This is a genomic window from Streptomyces sp. NPDC055632 (genome assembly GCF_053618675.1).
Map to the genome: position 1 here is coordinate 53,292 of NZ_JBSHHY010000019.1, position 16,190 is coordinate 69,481.

Consider the following 16,190-nt stretch of genomic DNA (forward strand, 5'->3'; position numbering starts at 1 on the left):
CAGGGACGTCCGTCCGCCCCGCACCCCACCGCGTCACGGCTCGTCACCCCCCACCCCGGACGCCGCCGCCCCGCACCCCCCCACGTCCTCCGAGCTCCCCGAGCTCCCCGAGTCTTCTACGTCTTCGTGAGAGGCAGCAATGACCACCGTTCCGCACATCGACCGGACCGCCGTCGGCGACACCGTCAAGCGCGTAGTCGTCGCCGAGTCCCGGCTGTCCATCGACCCCACCACCATCTCCGACGGCGAACCGCTCGTCGGCGAACTGCTGCGCGTCAACTCGCTCGGCTTCGTCGGCATGCTGGTCCGCATCGAGGACGAGCTCGGCACCACGCTCCCCGACGACCTGTTCGTCGGCCGCAGCTTCCAGACCGTCGGCGACCTCATCGACGTCGTCCTGTCCGGCACGGAGAACGCCCGATGACCGTCGCGCTCCCGACCCGCTGGCGCAGCGCCCTGCCCCACCTCTCCGCGCCGATGCCCCCGGACCTGACCCCCGAGACGGCGGCGTCCGGCACCGGGGTCGGCGTCAACCTGCCCATGGAACTGGTCCGCCAGAGCGTCCTGGAGCGCGAGTACTGGCAGATACCCGACGAGGTCCTCGCCGCCTACCGCCAGTTCCGGCCCACCCCGCTGTGGCGGGCCACCGGCTTCGAGCGGGCCATCGGCTCCCGGGTGCCGATCTACATGAAGTACGAGGGCGGCAACATCTCCGGCAGCCACAAGCTGAACACCGCCCTCGCCCAGGCCCACTACTACAAACAGGCCGGCGTGAAGGAACTGGTCACCGGCACCGGAGCGGGCCAGTGGGGCACCGCGATGGCCGCCGCCTGCGCGCTGTTCGGACTGCGCTGCCGGGTCTTCATGGTCGACTCCAGCCTGCGCCGCAAACCGTACCGCGGGGTGCTGATGCGCATGCTCGGCGCCGAGATCCACTCCAGCCCCAGCGGTCTGACCGGGGTCGCCGACCGGCGCGGCGAGGGCATCGGCAACAGCCTCGCGCTCGCGATCGGCGAGGCCGTCGAGTACGCCTCCACCCACGAGGGCGTCGCCTTCTGCATCGGCAGCGGCGAGACCTACAGCATCCTGCACCAGTCGGTCATCGGCATCGAGGCACAGGACCAGCTCGCCGACCTGGACGGAACGGTGGACATGGTCGTCGGCGCCGTCGGCGCCGGATCCAACTTCGGCGGCATCGCCCTGCCCTTCCACGCCGAAGCGCGGGCCACCGGCACGGAGGCGCCCACGCTGGTCGCGGCCGAGTCGTCGACGGCGCCCAAACTCACCCGCGGCGTCTACGCGTACGACAAGACCGACGCCACCGGCACCGGCCCGATGGAGGCGATGTACACCATCGGCAGCGACTACCCGATCCCGGACGCCCACTCCGCCGGCCTGCGCTTCCACGGCGCCGCGAAGATCATCTCCGCGATGCGGCACACCGGCGACATCGCCGCCACCGCCGTCACCCAGCAGGAGGCGCTCGACGCCGGCCGCCTGCTGACCCGCAACGAATGCGTGCTGCCCGCCCCCGAGTCGGGCCACGCGCTCGCCGCGGCCGCCAAGCTCGCCACCTCCGGCGCGGACGGCATGCGCGCCCGGAACGGCATCCTCGTCTGCGTCAGCGGCCACGGCTACCTCGACCTCGCCGCGTACGAGCAGCTCCTCAACGACGAGCTCGGCGACGAGGCGCCCAGCGAGCAGGCCCTGCTGCGCGCCGTCTCCGGCCTCACCCCGGCCGCCCCGGACGGCGCCGCCCCCCGCCTCGCCGGGGGCCCGCTGCTCGCCGGAGGTCCGCGATGACGTCCACCACCGACACGGCGCCGACGCCGGAACGGACGCCGACGGCCCCCTCCGTCCGCGCCGAACTGCTCGACTGCGTGCAGTCCAACCTGGCCGTGCTCGCCGACCGGTTCCACGGGCCGGACACCCACCTGGCCCTCGGCGCCGTTCTCCGGTTCGCCCTCCGGCCCGGCCCGCACGGACTGCCCACCCTGGAGCCGGAGGCGGCGCACCAGCTGGCCGCCGTCGCGGACGTCGGCCTCGTCGAGCACGCGCGCCGGTACGACGTCCCGGCCGGGGAGCTCGCCGCACTGGCCGCCGCGCACGGCCCGCTGTACGTCATGGCCGACAGCCACGACATGCCCTGGCTGCCCTACCACCGGCAGCGGCACATGCAGCACAGCTACCTGGTGGCGGCCGAGGGCGACCACGCCCTGGTCGTCGACGCCTACCACAGCCACACCCCGTGGGGCCTCGCCGCACCGGGGGAGTGGACCCTGGACTGGGCCGAACTGCCCCCGTCCTCCCTGGTGGTGGTGTTCGGACCGGCCGAGGCCGGAGCACCGGAGACCGTCCCGGGCGGCGAGTACGGCGACGTCGACGGCTACACCGCCGCGTACGCCGGCCACCCCGACCGGTTCGCCGCCCTCGACCAGCTGACCACCGAGACCTGGCTGCTCGCCCGCTCCCGGCGGCTGCACGCCGCCTTCCTGGAGCACACCGGCCGGACCCCGGGCCCCGGGACCGCCGAGCACCTGCGGCGCCTCGACCGGCTCGCCGAGCAGGCGTTCCTCGCCATGCGCCGGGTGCAGCGCGGCCGACCCGAACCGGCTCGGCTGATGACCGACCTGGCCGACGCCCTGCACGCCGACCGCGCGCTCTTCGCGGCGCCCCCGGACCCGTCGCACGACACGGTGACGCGGACCGTCGCCGAGGTGCTCGGCGTCGACACCGCCGCGCTGCTCGCCGCGCCCGCCCTCACCGCCGTCCCCGGCTTCAACTCCTTCCAGGTCGTCGAGATCGTCGAGGCCCTGGAGGAGCGGCTCGGCATCGAGTTCGCCGCCGAGGACCTGCTGCCGGAGAACCTCCACCGGGTCGAGGACCTGCGACGGCTCGTCGCGAGCGCCCGCGCCCGCTGACGACCGGAGCGCCCGGCCCTCCCCGTACCCCTTCCCACCACGACAGGAGCACCACGATGGACCCCCGCTTCACCGAACTGCTCGCCCCCTTCCTCAAGTACCTCGGCGACCAGGAGCTCGTCGAAAGCTCCGACCTGCGCAAACTCGGCCTGGACTCGATGCAGTCCATCGAGCTGCTCTTCGCCATCGAGGACACCTTCGGGCTCTCGCTGCCCGACGAGGACCTCAACGACGCGACCTTCGCCACCGCCGGCGCGCTGTGGAAGGCGATCACGGCGGCCGAGGGCGCCCAGGGTCTGGCGGACGTGGCATGAGCGCCGACACGGCCCTCGCGCCCGAGGCACCCGAGGCACCCGAGGCATTCGAGACGCCCGATGCTCCCGACGCCCCGGCGGACGCGTTCACCGGACGCACCCCCGTGGAGCGCGCCCGCCACGTGGCGCGGATCGCCGCCGAGCACGCCCGCCGCCACGACCGCGACGCCGACTTCCCCGTCGAGGCGCTGGCCGCGCTGCGGGAGTCCGGACTGCTCGGCCTGACCGTCCCGGCCGACCACGGCGGACTCGGCGGCTCCCTGACCGACCTGCTCGACGTGTGCGTCGAACTCGGCCGCGCCGACATGTCCGTCGCGATGATCCTCGGCATGCACTGCCAGCAGGTCGCCGCCGTCACCGGACACGCGGGACCGCGGCTGCGCGACGCGCTGCTGCCCCGGATCGCCGCCGGCGAGCTCTACCTGGCCTCCGTCACCACCGAGGCGGGCAAGGGCGGGCACCTGCTCACCGTCGAGTCCGAGGCCCGCGGCGACGCGTCCGGCCTGGCCATCGACCGGTTCGCGCCGATCGTGACCGGCGGCGCCCACGCCGACGGCTTCCTGATCACGGTACGGGCCCCCGACGCGGCCTCCCCGACCGAGGTCTCCCTCGTCTACGCCGACCGCGACCAGCTCTCCGTCGAACCGAGCGGGGAGTGGAACCCGATGGGCATGCGGGCCAGCCACAGCGGCTCCCTCCGCCTCACCGGGCACGTCCCGGCCCACCAGGTGGTCGGCGCGCACGGCGCCTTCTCCGTCATCGCGAGCGGGGTGTTCGGACCGCTGGCCCACCTCGCGTGGTCCGCCGCCTGGCTCGGCACCGCCGCCGGCGCCCTCTCCCGGGTCGTCCACATGCTGCGGAGCCCGGCCGGACGACGCCGCTTCGACCTCGGCTCCGAGCTGCTGCTCTCCCGGCTCTCCGCCGCCCGCCAGCGGATCGACACCGTGCACGCCCTGCTCCGCCACACCGCCGGTGTCGTCGACGGCACCGCCGACCTGTCCCAGCCCAGGATCCAGCTCCTCCTCAACGCACTGAAGATCACCGCCTCGGAGCAGTGCCACGCGGCGGTGGACGACCTGGTCGTCGCCGTGGGACTGCGGGACGGCTACCTCAAGGACTCGGACACCCGGCTCGAAGCGGCCCTGCGCGACCTGCGCTCGGCCCCGCTCAACTACAGCAACGACCGCCTGCACCAGGCGGACGGCCGGCTCGCCCTGCTCGACCCGGAGGTACGCCTTGTCTGACCAGGCCGCTCTGCGGCCCGCGCCGAGGGGCGCGGCCGGATCGGCACCACCACCGCCCACCGGGACCGACCGCTCAATACCCGCCCCCATCCAGCCCGTTCCCGTGACGCCCGTACTCGCCGAGTCCGTTCCCGCCGAGCCCGTCTCCGCCCGGCCCTTTCCCACCCAGCCAGTCTCCGCCCGACCCGCCTCCGACCGGCCCGTCCCCGCTCCCGGCACCACCGCGCTCGACGCGCTGCCGCCCGGGGCGGACGGGCGCCGGATCTGGGCCGCGCTCGGCGGCTCCGGCCGGCTGGCCGCCGTCTACCGCGACGGCGACCCGGCCTCCGGCGTCGTCCCCGACGCGCTCGGCCGGCTCATGACCGACGTCGACGCCCGCTTCGGGATCGGCGCCACGCTCTCGGTGTGCGTCCAGCTAGCCACCTCCGTCCCCCTGCTCGCCCTCGGCGGCGACCCGGCCGCGCGCGCCCTGCGGGACGCCCTCGCCGGCCGCGCCGTCGTCGCGCTCGCAGCCACCGACGAGGGCTCCGGCGCCGACCTCGCGGGCCTCGGCACCACCGTGGCCGTCGAGGACGACGGAGTGACGGTGACCGGCACCAAACGCTGGATCACCGGAGCCCTGTACGCCGACCACCTGCTCGTCCTGGCCCGCCACCGCGAGGGCCGCCACTTCACCAGCTTCACCTGGGTCCTGGTCCCGGCCGACGCGCCCGGGGTGAGCGTCGAACCGGCCGACACCGCGCTCTTCGACGGCTCCGGCACCGGACACGTCCGCCTGGACGGGGTCCGGCTGCCCCGGGAGCACGTCGTCGGCCGGGTCGGACGCGGCATGACCTCCTTCGCGGCGCACATCGCGGTGGAACGCCTGACCGGCACCCTCTGGGGCGTGGCCCTGTGCGCGCGGACGCTGCGCGGGACGAAGCGGCGCCTCCAGGAACGCGCCTACGGCGACGGCACCCTGTGGCAGCTGGAGAGCGTGCGGCAGCGCTTCGCCGCCTGCCTGCTCCGTACGCACGAACTCGCCGCGCTCGCCCACCGGCTCGGCGACCGCGTCGCCGAGCGCCACGACACCGCCGCGGCGGCCCTGCTCAAGGCGAGCGCGGCGAAGACGGTCGACGCCGTCCTGGCCGAGTGCGCCCAGCTCCAGGGCGCCGAGGGCTTCACGACCTCCGGCGCCCAGTGGACCCGGGCCCAGGCGGCCCTGTGGGGCATCGGCGGCGGCACCACGGAGATCGTGCTCGCGGCCGTGGCCGGAGCCGCCGACCCCCTCCTCGCGGAGCTGCCCTCATGAACGTCATCGAGATCGTCCCCGACGTGTGGACCGCGTCGGGACGCGTCACCGCACCGCCGCGCGGCCATCCGGACGACCTCGCGGCCGCCGCCGGCATGGTGGCCTGGCGGGCGGAGGAGTTCCTCGCCGGCCGGGCCCTGCTGCGCACGCTCCTCGCGGAGGTCGCGCCCGGGGCCGAACGCCTGCGGGTGGCCCCCGGGCCCCACGGCAAGCCCCACCTGCCCGACCGGCCCGACCTCGGCATCAGCGTCGCCCACGACGAGGGACACTTCGCGACCGCCGTCGCCGTGGGCCGCGCCGTCGGCGTCGACGTCCAGCAGCCCGCCCCGCACCTCGCCCCCGGCGTCGTCCGCCGCTGCGTCCGCGCCGGGCACGAGGCCGTCAACGCCCTGCCGCCCGCCGAGCGCTCCCTGGCGTTCGCCTGGATCTGGACCGCCCAGGAGGCCTGTGTGAAGGCCGAGGGCAGCGGCCTCGCCGGCGGCCCCTGGACCGTCGACGTGGGCCTCGGCCAGAGGGAGGGCACCTGGAAGAACTTCACCTGGCGCAGTCTGCGCGACACATCGGAGACACCCCTGAGCTGCGCATGGGAGGCGGCCGGATGAACGGCGTGGCGAACGACCTCGTGAACGACGCTGAGAAAGACCTCGCGAACGATCCCGAGAACGACCTCGCGAACGACCCCGAGGAAAACCTCGCGAACGACCGCACGCACGACTCCACGCCCGACCCCGCGAACGACCCCCCGACCCGTACGGAGAACACCCCGGCGCCCGTACCGGCGGGCCCGACCACCCGGCCCGGCCCGCCGGAGCTGAGCTGCTACACCGCCGCCCTGGTCGCCTACCTGGAGCCGGAGCTGCCCGACGTCGCCGACCGGCTCGCCGAGGCCGTCCGGCTCGCGGTCCGCACCGACCACCCCAGCGGCCGCCTCGCGTTCTCCCACCACCACCGGATCGACCTCACGGCCGGCTCCGGCGGGCTGGTCCACCGGGGCGCCGCCCACTGGCCCGAGGCGCTGGCCGCCCTGCGCGCGGAGGCCGACCGGAACGGCCGCGTCCTCGCCGTCGCCAACACCCGCACCGTCCCCTGGTCCCCGGCGTACGGGACCTCCACGGCGGCCCACTGGATCCTGCTGGAGCCGGTGCCCGGCGGCCCCGGCGCCTGGCGGGTCACGGACCGGTTCGCCGCCCTCCTCCCGGAGGGCGAGCAGCACCCCCACACCGGCGTCGTCGACGACACCGCCCTGCGCTCCCTGCTCACCCCGCTGGGCACCCTGGCACCGCAGTACGCCCTGCGCGACGTCCACGCCCTCGGCGAGGCCTCGGAGACGCCCGCCCCGGACCACTACGGCTGGCTGGCACGGCACTCCGCCCCGGCCGCCACCGCCCCGCCCGGGGGCCGCTGGCTGCACGAGCCGTCGGAGACCCTCGGGTTCCTCGCCGACCGGCTGGGCGCGGACCCCGACCTGCTGGCCGCCCACGCCGACGACCTGTGGGCCGTCGCCCGTCACCAGCGCCACCGCCTGGACCTGCTGGCCCGCACCGGAGCGGTCTCCCGGACGGCCGCGGAGGCCGCCGCGGACGCCTGGGGCGAGCTGCCCCGCTCGCTCCGCTTCGCCGTCACCTCGGCCGAACGCGGCCGCCCCCGGCCCGGCGTGGTCGCGCGGGCCTTCGCCGGCCTCGTCGCCGCCACCACCCGCGTACAGAAGGAGGAACAGCGCTGATGTCCGTACGTCCCGAGGCACCGCAACCCCGGCTCCACGACTGGTTCGCCCGGTCCGCGCACCGCCACGGGGACGGCCGCACCGCCCTGGAGGTCGACGGCCACCACCTGGGCTACGCCGCCCTCTCCGCCCTCGCCGACACCGTCGCCGGGACGGTCCTCGCCCGGCACGCCGGCCGGCCGGCCCGGGTGGGACTGCTCGCCTCGCGCTCGGTCCTCGCGTACGCCGGCTACCTGGGGATCCTCCGGCTCGGCGCCACGGTGGTGCCGCTGAACCCCGCCTTCCCCCTCGCCCGCAGCGGCGACGTCGCGAAGGAGGCCGGACTCGACCTGGTGCTCGCCGACGCGTCCCTGCCCGACCTGGACGCCCTGCCCGTCCCGGTGCTCCGGCTCACCGACCGGGACCTCCTCGACCCGCCCGCCGAGCTTGCCGAGCCCGCCCCGCCGCCCGCCCCCGCCGTCTCCGGCGACGACCTCGCGTACATCCTGTTCACCTCCGGCTCCACCGGCCGCCCCAAGGGCGTCCCCGTCACCCACGACAACGTCGCCGCCTACCTCGGCCACGTCATACCCCGGTACGGGCTCGGCCCCGGCGCCCGGGTGTCGCAGACCTTCGACCTCACCTTCGACCCGTCGGTGTACGACATGTTCGCGGCCTGGGGCTCGGGCGCCACCCTGGTCGTGCCGACCCGCGACGACGTCCTCTCCCCGGTGCGCTACGTCAACGAGCGGCGGATCACCCACTGGAACTCGGTGCCCTCCGTCGCGGCCATCGCGATGCGGCTGCGCGCCCTGAAACCCGGCTCCATGCCCACCCTCCGGTGGAGCCTGTTCTGCGGCGAGGCACTGAAGACGGCGCACGCCGGGGCCTGGGCCGCCGCCGCCCCGAACAGCGTGCTGGAGAACATCTACGGCCCCACCGAGATGACCGTCACCTGGACCGAGTACCGGCTCCCGGCCGACCCCGCCGACTGGCCGGACACCGGCAACGGAACCGTGCCCATCGGCACCCCGTACCCCGGCCAGGAACACCTGGTCCTGGACGACGACGGGCGCCCCGCCGACGAGGGAGAGCTGTGCGTGCGCGGCAGCCAGCGCTTCCCCGGCTACCTCGACCCGGCGGACGACGCCGGCCGCTTCCACGCCTTCGACGGCCGGCGGGCCACCGCGTACGACGGCTCCGGGCCCCTCACCCCGGAGCACTGGTACCGCACCGGCGACCGGGTGCGGCGACAGGCCGACGGGGTGCTGGTGCACCTGGGCCGGATCGACCACCAGCTGAAGATCCACGGCTACCGGGTGGAACTGGGCGAGATCGAGCTCCTGCTGACGCGGCAGCCCGGCGTGACCGACGCCGTGGTCCTGGCCGTGCCCGGCCGCAAGGGCGAGCCCGTGCTGCGCGCGGTCTGCACCGGCGGCCCGGCGGACCCGGCCGAACTCCTCGACGCCCTGCGGGAGAAGCTGCCCGCCTACATGGTGCCGGCCACCGTCGGGTTCACCGAGGCCCTGCCGCTGAACGCCAACGGAAAGGTCGACCGGGCCGCCCTGGTCGCCTCCCTGTCCCGACCGGAAGCGGCCTGAGAGGCGAACCATGACCATCGACACCACCCTTCCCGGCGCGCCCCTGCTCGACCAGGGGGCCTTCCGCCGCACCATGGGGCGCTTCCCGAGCTTCGTCACGGTGATCACCACCGGGACGGCCGGCGGCCCCGCCGGATGCACGGCCACCGCCGTGCTCTCGCTCTCGCTCTCGCCGGCGAGCGTCCTCGTCTCGCTGCGCAGCGAGAGCCGCACCCTCCGGGAGATCCGCGCCTCCGGCGCCTTCGCGGTCAACGCCCTGGCCTGGGAACAGCGCGCGCTCGCCCAGCGGTTCGCCACCGGTGACCCGGAACGCCGGTTCGACGGCGTCTCCCACTCCTGGACGGACGGCGTCCCGGTACTGGACGACTGCTCGGCCACCGTGGTGTGCCGGCTCCGCGACACCGTCGAGGCCCTGGACCACACCCTGCTCATCGGCACCGCCGAACGGGCCGAGCACGCCCCGGACGCCCCCATGGTGCTCCTCGACGGACAGGCGCACCGGCTCGCACCGGCGGACTTCCCCGCGCTCTGACCTCTCCGCGGCCTCTTCGCCGCCGCCTTCCTTCCCCCTCACACTCCACCCTCCTCCCCTCCGACTCTTCGACAGACCCAGGAGACCCCTCCCGTGACACCGTCCACCCAGACCGCCGCAGGTCCCCTCGACACCCGTCACGAACTGCTGCACTCCTTCCTCCTGTCCACCGCGCCCGCCGCCCCGGACAGCCCGGCCGTCGTCGAGTTCGTCGCGAACGGCTCCGTGCGGACCACCCGTTACGGCGAACTGGCCGACCTCGTCCGGACGTACGCAGCCGACCTCGACGCGCTCGGTCTCGACATCGGGGACAGGGTGATCCTGGAGTCCGACACCTCGGCCCACTCGATCGCGCTGCTCCTCGCCTGCTCGACGGCGGGCCTGCCGTTCGTCCCGGTCAGTCCGGAGACCCCCGACCAGCGGCTGCGGACGATCATGGAGACCACCGGCGCCGCCCTGCACCTCCAGACCGAGGAGGGCAAACGGGAGGACGTGCCGGGGACGGCGGGAACGGCCCGGTTCGGCTCCGGCCGGCTGCGCCTGGAGCGGCCCCCGCACCCGCGGACCCGCCGCAGGTCCGAGCTGTGCCCGACCGACACCGCCTACATGATCTTCACCTCCGGCAGCACCGGACGCCCCAAGGGCGTCGTGATGAGCCACCGGGCGGTCACCTCCTTCTACCGCGGCATGCTGGACCAGGGCATCGTGGGCCCGGGGGACCGGGTCGCGACCACCTCGCCCCTCCAGTTCGACTTCTCGCTCCTCGACATCGGCCTCGCCCTGGGCAGCGGCGCCGCGGTGGTGCCGGTGCCGCGCGGTCTGCTGCGCTGGCCCAGCCGTTTCCTGCGGGTCCTCGCCGACACCGGCGCCACCCAGGTCAACGGCGTGCCGTCGATCTGGCGGCAGAGCCTGCGCCACCTGCCCGACCGGCTGGCCGAGCTCACCGGGGTGCGCGGCGTGCTCTTCTGCGGCGAGGACTTCCCGCTGCCCGAACTCCGCGCGCTCCAGGGGCTGCTGCCGCAGGCCCGGCTGATCAACTGCTACGGCGCGACCGAGTCGATGGCCTGCTCCTTCACCGACGTCCCCCGCCCGATCCCCGCCGACCTGGAGAAGCTGTCCATCGGGTACGCCCACCGGGGCGCCGAGATGCTCCTGGCCGACGAGACCGGCCGGCTGATCGAGGAGGCCGGCGTCCCGGGCGAGATCCACCTGCGCACCCCGGCCCTGTTCACCGGCTACTGGGACGACCCCGTGGCGTCGGCCGCCGCGCGGGTGCCCGACCCGGCCGAGCCGCGCTCGGGCCAACTGGTGCTGCGGACGGGCGACCTGGCGTACCGGGGGCCGCACGGCGAGTTCTACTTCTGCGGACGGGCCGACTCCCAGGTGCAGATCCGGGGCAACCGCGTGGAACTCGGCGAGATCGAGCGCCGGCTGCGCGAACACCCCGAGGTCGCCGAGGCCGTGGTCCTCCTGGTCGAACGGGAGGGGGACGAGCCCCGGCTCGCGGCCTGCGTGGTGGCGCGGGACGGCGCGGACCCCCTCGACGACGGCCGGCTGACCGACTTCTGTGCCGCGTCGCTCCAGCACTACATGGTCCCCGACACGGTCCACGTCCTCGCCGCGATGCCGGTCTCGACGAACGGCAAGGCGGACCGCAGGGCGCTGGCGACGCTGCTCGCCGGGACCTGCTGAGCCGGCGGGGGAGGGGGACACGGTGAACCGGACCGAACGGTGGCCGAAAACAGCGCCCGCGGACCACGTATACCTCAGTTATGCGTATCTCAACGCACGCGACTACGACGCCCTCGCTTCGCTCCTCGACGCCGACGTCGTCTTCCGGGGACCGGACGGCGCGGCGGCATCGGGGCGGGAGGAGGTGATAGCGGCGGAAAAGCGCAGACGGTTCGTCTATACGCTCGACGAGATCTGGAGCGCGGCGGGAAGAATGGTGGTCACGGGCATTCTTCGTCAACCGGAACCAGGATGTCCGGAAGTGGATTTCGCGGCCATCTTCGTCATGTCGGAATGTGGCCTGATCGTTTCCCGGCAGACGTATGTTTCGCGGATCATCCCTGATGAGGCCGATACCGGGACGGGAACTGGCCGAATCGTATCCATGGAGTCATAGGCCCTCACCGGACTGCCGGGGGCATGTTAGTTTGGCAAGCCCGCGAAAGGGAGCCGCACCGATATGCCGACGATGGCCGACGAACCCATTTACCGCGTCCTCGGGCCGCTACAGGTAACGGGAGCGTCGGGTGAGGCCTGTCGCATTCCCCGGGGACGCCAGCAAGTCGTGCTCGGCGCGCTTCTTCTGGAAGTTAACCGGGTGCTCAGTACGGAAAGTCTCATCGACGCCATCTGGGGCGAGGCGCCGCCGGTGACCGCCCGCACCCAGGTGCAGATGTGCGTGTCCGCGCTGCGCGCCAACCTCTCGGTGATCGGGGAGGGCGCCCGGCTGCTCACCCGGGAACCGGGATACGTCCTGGAGGCGACCGGGGACCTGCTGGACGCGGCGCTCTTCTCCCGGTACCGCAGGGAGGCGCACGAAGCGGCGGAGGCCGGCCGGTTGGAGGAGGCCGCCGCGCTCACCCGGCGGGCGGCCGACCTGTGGCGCGGCCCCGCGCTCAGCGGGTGCCGCAGCGAACGGCTCCAGTCCATGGCGGCCCGGCTCGACGAGTACCGGCTGATCAACCTGGAGACCTACGCCGACCTGGAACTGCGGCTCGGCCGGCACGCCCGCCTCATCCCCGAACTCTCCGCCCTGGTGGCCGCGTACCCGCTGCGCGAACCGCTGCGCGGCCGGCTGATGCTGGCCCTGTACCGCTCGGGCCGGCAGGCCGAGGCGCTCGAGGCCTTCCGGGAGGGGCGGACCATCCTCGTCGAGCAGCTGGGCATCGAACCGGGCGACGAGCTGCGGGAGCTGGAGTCCGCGATCCTGGCCGCCGACCCGGAACTGCGCCCGCCCCACCCCCGGCCGGCCGCCGACCGCCCCGCGCCGACCTCCCCGCACCGCGCCGGGGCACCCTCCGAGGCCCTGGACCCTCCCGGCAGAATCGTTCCTTTCCAGTTACCGGCCGACAACGCCGACTTCACCGGCCGCACCCAGATCGTGCAGGCCGCCGAGGAACTGCTCCTCGCGGGCGGCGACGGACGGCCGACCCCGATCGCGGTCCTCGCCGGACCGTCCGGCGTCGGCAAGAGCACCATCGCCGTCCACCTCGGACACCGCCTGGCCCGCGCCTTCCCCGACGGACAGCTCTACTGCGACCTCGCCGACGCCGACCCCTCGGCGGCCACCGCCCTCGACGCCCTGGGCCGGTTCCTGCGCGCGCTCGGCATACCCGGCGCGCAGATCCCCGGCCCGATCGAGGAACGCGCCGAGATGTACCGCGGCCTGCTGGCCGACAAACGGATGCTGATCGTGCTCGACAACGCCTCCGGCCCCCAGCAGGTCCGCCCCCTCCTGCCCGGCAACGGCACCTCCTCCGTCATCGTCACCGGACAGGCCGGCATCACCGGACTGCCCGGCGCCCGGTTCCTGCACGTGGACGTGTGCAGCCCCGAGGAGTCGATCGACATGCTGGCCGCGGTCATCGGCGCGGAACGCGTCGCGGCGGAGCCCGAGGTGGCCGCGGACCTGGTACGGCTGGTGGGACGGCTGCCGCTGGCCCTGCGGATCATCGCCGCCCGCCTGGCCGCCCGCCCCAACTGGTCCCTCGCGTGGATGCGCGACCGGCTCTCCGACGAGAGGCACCGGCTGGACGAACTGTCCCACGGCGAACTGGCCATCCGCTCCAGCCTCGCGCTCACCTACGACGGGCTGACCGAGGAGGGCCGCCGGCTGCTGCGGCTGCTCGGCCTCCAGGACGGCGGCTCCGTGCCCACCTGGGTGGCGGCCGCCCTCCTGGACGCCGACCTGTTCCGCGCCGGGGACCTGCTGGAATCGCTGGTGGACGCCCAGATGCTGGAGGTCGACGGCACCGCGTCCCCCACCGAGCCCCACTACAGGCTGCACGCCCTGGTCCGCCTGTTCGCCCGCGAGGAGCTGGAACGGCACGCCGACCGGGACCGGGCCGACCTCGCCCTCACCCGGCTCGTCGGCGGCTGGCTCGCCCTGGCCGACGAGGCCCACCGGCGCCTGTACGGAGGGGACTTCACCATCCTGCACGGGGACGCCCCGCGCTGGCACCTGCCCGAGGCGCGGACGGACCGGCTCCTGCGGGAGCCGCTGTCCTGGCTGGAGACCGAACGGGCCAACCTCTGCCACGTCGTGGACCTGGCGGCGGCGACCGGACAGGCGGAGGCGTGCTGGGACCTGGCCGTCACCCTGGTCACGATGTTCGAGTCACGCTGCTACTTCGACGACTGGCAGCGCACGCACGAGAAGGCCCTCGAAGCGACCACGAGGGCGGGCCTGATCCGGGGCCGGGCGGCCGTCATGTGCTCGCTGGGCTCGCTCCACCTCACCCGCTCCCGGCCGACCCGGGCGCGCGCGGCCCTCGAACCGGCCCGGGAGGCGTTCTCGGAGCTGGGCGACGTCCGGGGCCTCGCGCTGGTCCGGCGCAACCTGGCCATGCTGGCGCAGCGCCAGGGGGACCAGCGGGCGGCCCTGGCGCTGCACCGGCAGGCGGTGGCGGACTTCCAGGCGGTCGACGACCACGTCGGCCAGACCAACACCCTCGCCCACCTCGCCCGCCTCGCCCTCGACCAGGACCGCCTGGACGACGCGGAGCAACTGCTCGACGGGGCGCTGGACATCTGCCGGCGGGCCGGCAACGAGCGGATGGAGGCGCAGGTGCGGTTCGTGATGAGCGACCTCATGCAGCGCCGCGCGTGCTACCCGGAGGCCGAACGGCTGCTGCGCAACGTCCTGGACCTGGTGCGCTCACGCGGGGACATCGCGGGCGAGTCCCGCATCCTGCACCGGCTGGGATCGGTCAACGCCCGGCTGGGACGGTTCACCACGGCGCAGCGCCTGCTGCGCGAGGTGGCGTCCATCCGCGAGCGGACGATGGACCTGGTCGGCGCGGCCGAGGTCCGCCTCGAACTGGCCCAGCTGGAAGCCGACCAGAGCGGACCGCCGGCCCACGCCGGGCCCGGACGCGAGGACTCGGACGCCGTGCGTCACTGACCCCCGCCGCCGGGCCACGGGGTGTCACCGGCCGGGGCGGGCGAGGGGGTGGGCTGGGGCCACGGGGTGTCACCGGCGACGGTCCGCACCTGCTCGGCCGCGGCGGCCCCGCCGGTGGACGGTGCGCCGAGGGCCGTGACCGTGGCGGTGACCGTGGCGGTGATCAGGAGGGCGGTGTGGAGGACCGCGAGGCGGATGCGCACTGGAATCTCCCCGTGTGTGGTGGTGGACGGGCCGGGGTGCCGGCTGTTCAGAAAGGTACGGACCGCCGCCACTCATCGGCTATCGGTCCGGCCCCGCACCGCTCCCCGTCGCGGCGGAGAGACCAGTACCGGATCAGTAGGGCACCGATAGGGCGTCTGCGAAGCATGGGGATCCGCACAGCAGTCCTGTTCTGTACAGAGAGGATTCGGACTGTGGACACTCCTCAACTCCACGCCTTCGTGGCCGTGGTGGACATCGGAAGCTTCACCAGGGCGGCCGCCCGGCTGAACCTGTCGCAGCCGACGGTCACCACGCGTGTGAAGTCCCTGGAGCAGGGACTCGGGGTCACCCTCCTCGAGCGCCTGCCGAGCGGGGTGAGACCCACCGCCGCCGGCCGTCAGCTCCTGCCCTACGCACGGGAGATCATCTCGCTCACGGGCCGCGCCCGGCAGGCCATCGTCGCCGGGGGCCAGCCGCACGGCCGGGTCGACGTCGGAACGGTGGAGAGCCTGACCAGCTACCGCCTGCTGCCGATGGTCGAGTACCTCTACCGCCGCTATCCCAACGTCCAGGTCGCCCTGCACGCCGGCGCCGGCCCGGACGCCGTCGCGGCCGTCCGCGAGGGGCGCCTGGACTGCGCCTTCGTCGTCGGCTCACCGGAGGAGCACGAGGGCCTGGAGACCCAGGTCCTGTGCCCCGAGCCCATGGTGCTCGTGAGCAGTCCCGGCCACCCGGTGACCGGTCGCGGCCCGGTCGGCGGGGACGTGCTGCGGACCACGCCGATCATCCGGGCCGACACCCGGGCCGGCTACCAGCTCCAGTTCGAGCAGGCGCTCGGCCTGCTCGACGGACCGGACCGCCCCCGCGTCTTCGACCTGGACTCGATCGACGCTGCCAAGCGCAGCGTGGCCCTGGGCATCGGCCTGGCGTTCATCCCCCTCGTCTCGGTCGAACGGGAGCTCGCCGACGGCACCCTGGCCGTCGTCGACTGGGTGCCGCCGTTCGAGACGTGCACCCAGGTCGTACGGCGACGGACCCGGACCCCCAACAGCGCCCTCGACGCCCTGGTGGCCACCGCCCTGGACGTCGCCGCGGAACACCTCGACGACGACCGCGTCCTCGCCGCGGGCTGACCGACCGGCCCCGCACCACGACCCGGAAGCGGCACCCGGACCCAGGAAACAGCAGCACCCGGCCCCCGGAACCGGAAGCGGAACCACCGCTCCCTCTCCCGTACCAAGAAAGGC

At 74.3% G+C, this 16,190-nt stretch carries 15 protein-coding genes; 14 read left to right on the forward strand and 1 reads right to left on the reverse strand.

Annotated features, from left to right (window positions below):
- The first annotated feature begins 139 nt into the window (after positions 1–139).
- From ACWGSR_RS23415 to ACWGSR_RS23475, 13 genes are all read left to right on the forward strand, one after another.
- Entirely contained in the window at positions 140–424 is a 285-nt protein-coding gene (locus ACWGSR_RS23415) for an acyl carrier protein (protein ID WP_376232830.1), read from the forward strand.
- Positions 421–1,803, forward strand: a complete 1,383-nt coding sequence (locus ACWGSR_RS23420; protein WP_453568682.1) for a TrpB-like pyridoxal phosphate-dependent enzyme — start codon at positions 421–423, stop codon at positions 1,801–1,803. Before ACWGSR_RS23415 ends, ACWGSR_RS23420 begins: the two co-directional genes overlap by 4 nt.
- Entirely contained in the window at positions 1,800–2,921 is a 1,122-nt protein-coding gene (locus tag ACWGSR_RS23425; RefSeq protein WP_453568684.1) for a phosphopantetheine-binding protein, read from the forward strand. Before ACWGSR_RS23420 ends, ACWGSR_RS23425 begins: the two co-directional genes overlap by 4 nt.
- A 56-nt stretch (positions 2,922–2,977) precedes the next feature.
- Positions 2,978–3,235: a phosphopantetheine-binding protein gene (locus ACWGSR_RS23430; RefSeq protein WP_366377409.1), complete on the forward strand. Its 258-nt coding sequence runs from the start codon at positions 2,978–2,980 to the stop codon at positions 3,233–3,235.
- Positions 3,232–4,479: an acyl-CoA dehydrogenase family protein gene (locus ACWGSR_RS23435; protein WP_453568686.1), complete on the forward strand. Its 1,248-nt coding sequence runs from the start codon at positions 3,232–3,234 to the stop codon at positions 4,477–4,479. The genes ACWGSR_RS23430 and ACWGSR_RS23435 overlap by 4 nt, the downstream gene beginning before the upstream one ends.
- Before the next feature lie 103 nt (positions 4,480–4,582).
- A complete protein-coding gene (locus ACWGSR_RS23440; protein ID WP_376232821.1) occupies positions 4,583–5,770 on the forward strand; it encodes an acyl-CoA dehydrogenase in 1,188 nt (395 codons plus the stop codon).
- Positions 5,767–6,372, forward strand: coding sequence for a 4'-phosphopantetheinyl transferase family protein (locus ACWGSR_RS23445; protein WP_453568689.1), 606 nt, complete (start codon positions 5,767–5,769; stop codon positions 6,370–6,372). Before ACWGSR_RS23440 ends, ACWGSR_RS23445 begins: the two co-directional genes overlap by 4 nt.
- Positions 6,369–7,493 carry a hypothetical protein gene (locus ACWGSR_RS23450; protein ID WP_453568691.1) on the forward strand — a complete coding sequence of 375 codons (1,125 nt, stop codon included), beginning with the start codon at positions 6,369–6,371 and terminating at the stop codon, positions 7,491–7,493. Before ACWGSR_RS23445 ends, ACWGSR_RS23450 begins: the two co-directional genes overlap by 4 nt.
- Complete coding sequence (locus ACWGSR_RS23455; RefSeq protein WP_453568693.1) at positions 7,493–9,073, forward strand: amino acid adenylation domain-containing protein; 1,581 nt, start codon at positions 7,493–7,495, stop codon at positions 9,071–9,073. The genes ACWGSR_RS23450 and ACWGSR_RS23455 overlap by 1 nt, the downstream gene beginning before the upstream one ends.
- A gap of 10 nt (positions 9,074–9,083) precedes the next feature.
- A complete protein-coding gene (locus ACWGSR_RS23460) occupies positions 9,084–9,605 on the forward strand; it encodes a flavin reductase family protein (RefSeq protein WP_376232815.1) in 522 nt (173 codons plus the stop codon).
- A gap of 93 nt (positions 9,606–9,698) precedes the next feature.
- Positions 9,699–11,297 carry an AMP-binding protein gene (locus tag ACWGSR_RS23465; RefSeq protein ID WP_453568695.1) on the forward strand — a complete coding sequence of 533 codons (1,599 nt, stop codon included), beginning with the start codon at positions 9,699–9,701 and terminating at the stop codon, positions 11,295–11,297.
- Between the two features lie 22 nt (positions 11,298–11,319).
- The gene (locus ACWGSR_RS23470) at positions 11,320–11,733 is read left to right on the forward strand and encodes a nuclear transport factor 2 family protein (protein ID WP_376232812.1); all 414 of its coding nucleotides are present in this window, start codon (positions 11,320–11,322) and stop codon (positions 11,731–11,733) included.
- A 72-nt stretch (positions 11,734–11,805) separates the two neighbouring features.
- On the forward strand, positions 11,806–14,739 hold the full coding sequence (locus ACWGSR_RS23475; protein WP_453568808.1) for an AfsR/SARP family transcriptional regulator: 2,934 nt from the start codon (positions 11,806–11,808) through the stop codon (positions 14,737–14,739).
- Here ACWGSR_RS23475 and ACWGSR_RS23480 read toward each other — a convergent pair.
- On the reverse strand, positions 14,733–14,942 hold the full coding sequence (locus ACWGSR_RS23480) for a hypothetical protein (RefSeq protein ID WP_453568697.1): 210 nt from the start codon (positions 14,940–14,942) through the stop codon (positions 14,733–14,735). The genes ACWGSR_RS23475 and ACWGSR_RS23480 overlap by 7 nt on opposite strands.
- A 213-nt stretch (positions 14,943–15,155) precedes the next feature.
- Here ACWGSR_RS23480 and ACWGSR_RS23485 point away from each other — a divergent pair, with 213 nt between their 5' ends.
- Positions 15,156–16,076, forward strand: a complete 921-nt coding sequence (locus ACWGSR_RS23485) for a LysR family transcriptional regulator (protein ID WP_376232807.1) — start codon at positions 15,156–15,158, stop codon at positions 16,074–16,076.
- The last annotated feature ends 114 nt before the right edge of the window (positions 16,077–16,190 follow it).

What these genes read in the sequence shown, in the direction of transcription:
- ACWGSR_RS23415 (WP_376232830.1), top strand. Translation starts at nt 140, where the DNA reads ATGACCACCGTTCCGCACATCGACCGGACCGCCGTCGGCGACACCGTC.
- ACWGSR_RS23420 (WP_453568682.1), top strand. Translation starts at nt 421, where the DNA reads ATGACCGTCGCGCTCCCGACCCGCTGGCGCAGCGCCCTGCCCCACCTC.
- ACWGSR_RS23425 (WP_453568684.1), top strand. Translation starts at nt 1,800, where the DNA reads ATGACGTCCACCACCGACACGGCGCCGACGCCGGAACGGACGCCGACG.
- ACWGSR_RS23430 (WP_366377409.1), top strand. Translation starts at nt 2,978, where the DNA reads ATGGACCCCCGCTTCACCGAACTGCTCGCCCCCTTCCTCAAGTACCTC.
- ACWGSR_RS23435 (WP_453568686.1), top strand. Translation starts at nt 3,232, where the DNA reads ATGAGCGCCGACACGGCCCTCGCGCCCGAGGCACCCGAGGCACCCGAG.
- ACWGSR_RS23445 (WP_453568689.1), top strand. Translation starts at nt 5,767, where the DNA reads ATGAACGTCATCGAGATCGTCCCCGACGTGTGGACCGCGTCGGGACGC.
- ACWGSR_RS23450 (WP_453568691.1), top strand. Translation starts at nt 6,369, where the DNA reads ATGAACGGCGTGGCGAACGACCTCGTGAACGACGCTGAGAAAGACCTC.
- ACWGSR_RS23455 (WP_453568693.1), top strand. Translation starts at nt 7,493, where the DNA reads ATGTCCGTACGTCCCGAGGCACCGCAACCCCGGCTCCACGACTGGTTC.
- ACWGSR_RS23460 (WP_376232815.1), top strand. Translation starts at nt 9,084, where the DNA reads ATGACCATCGACACCACCCTTCCCGGCGCGCCCCTGCTCGACCAGGGG.
- ACWGSR_RS23475 (WP_453568808.1), top strand. Translation starts at nt 11,806, where the DNA reads ATGGCCGACGAACCCATTTACCGCGTCCTCGGGCCGCTACAGGTAACG.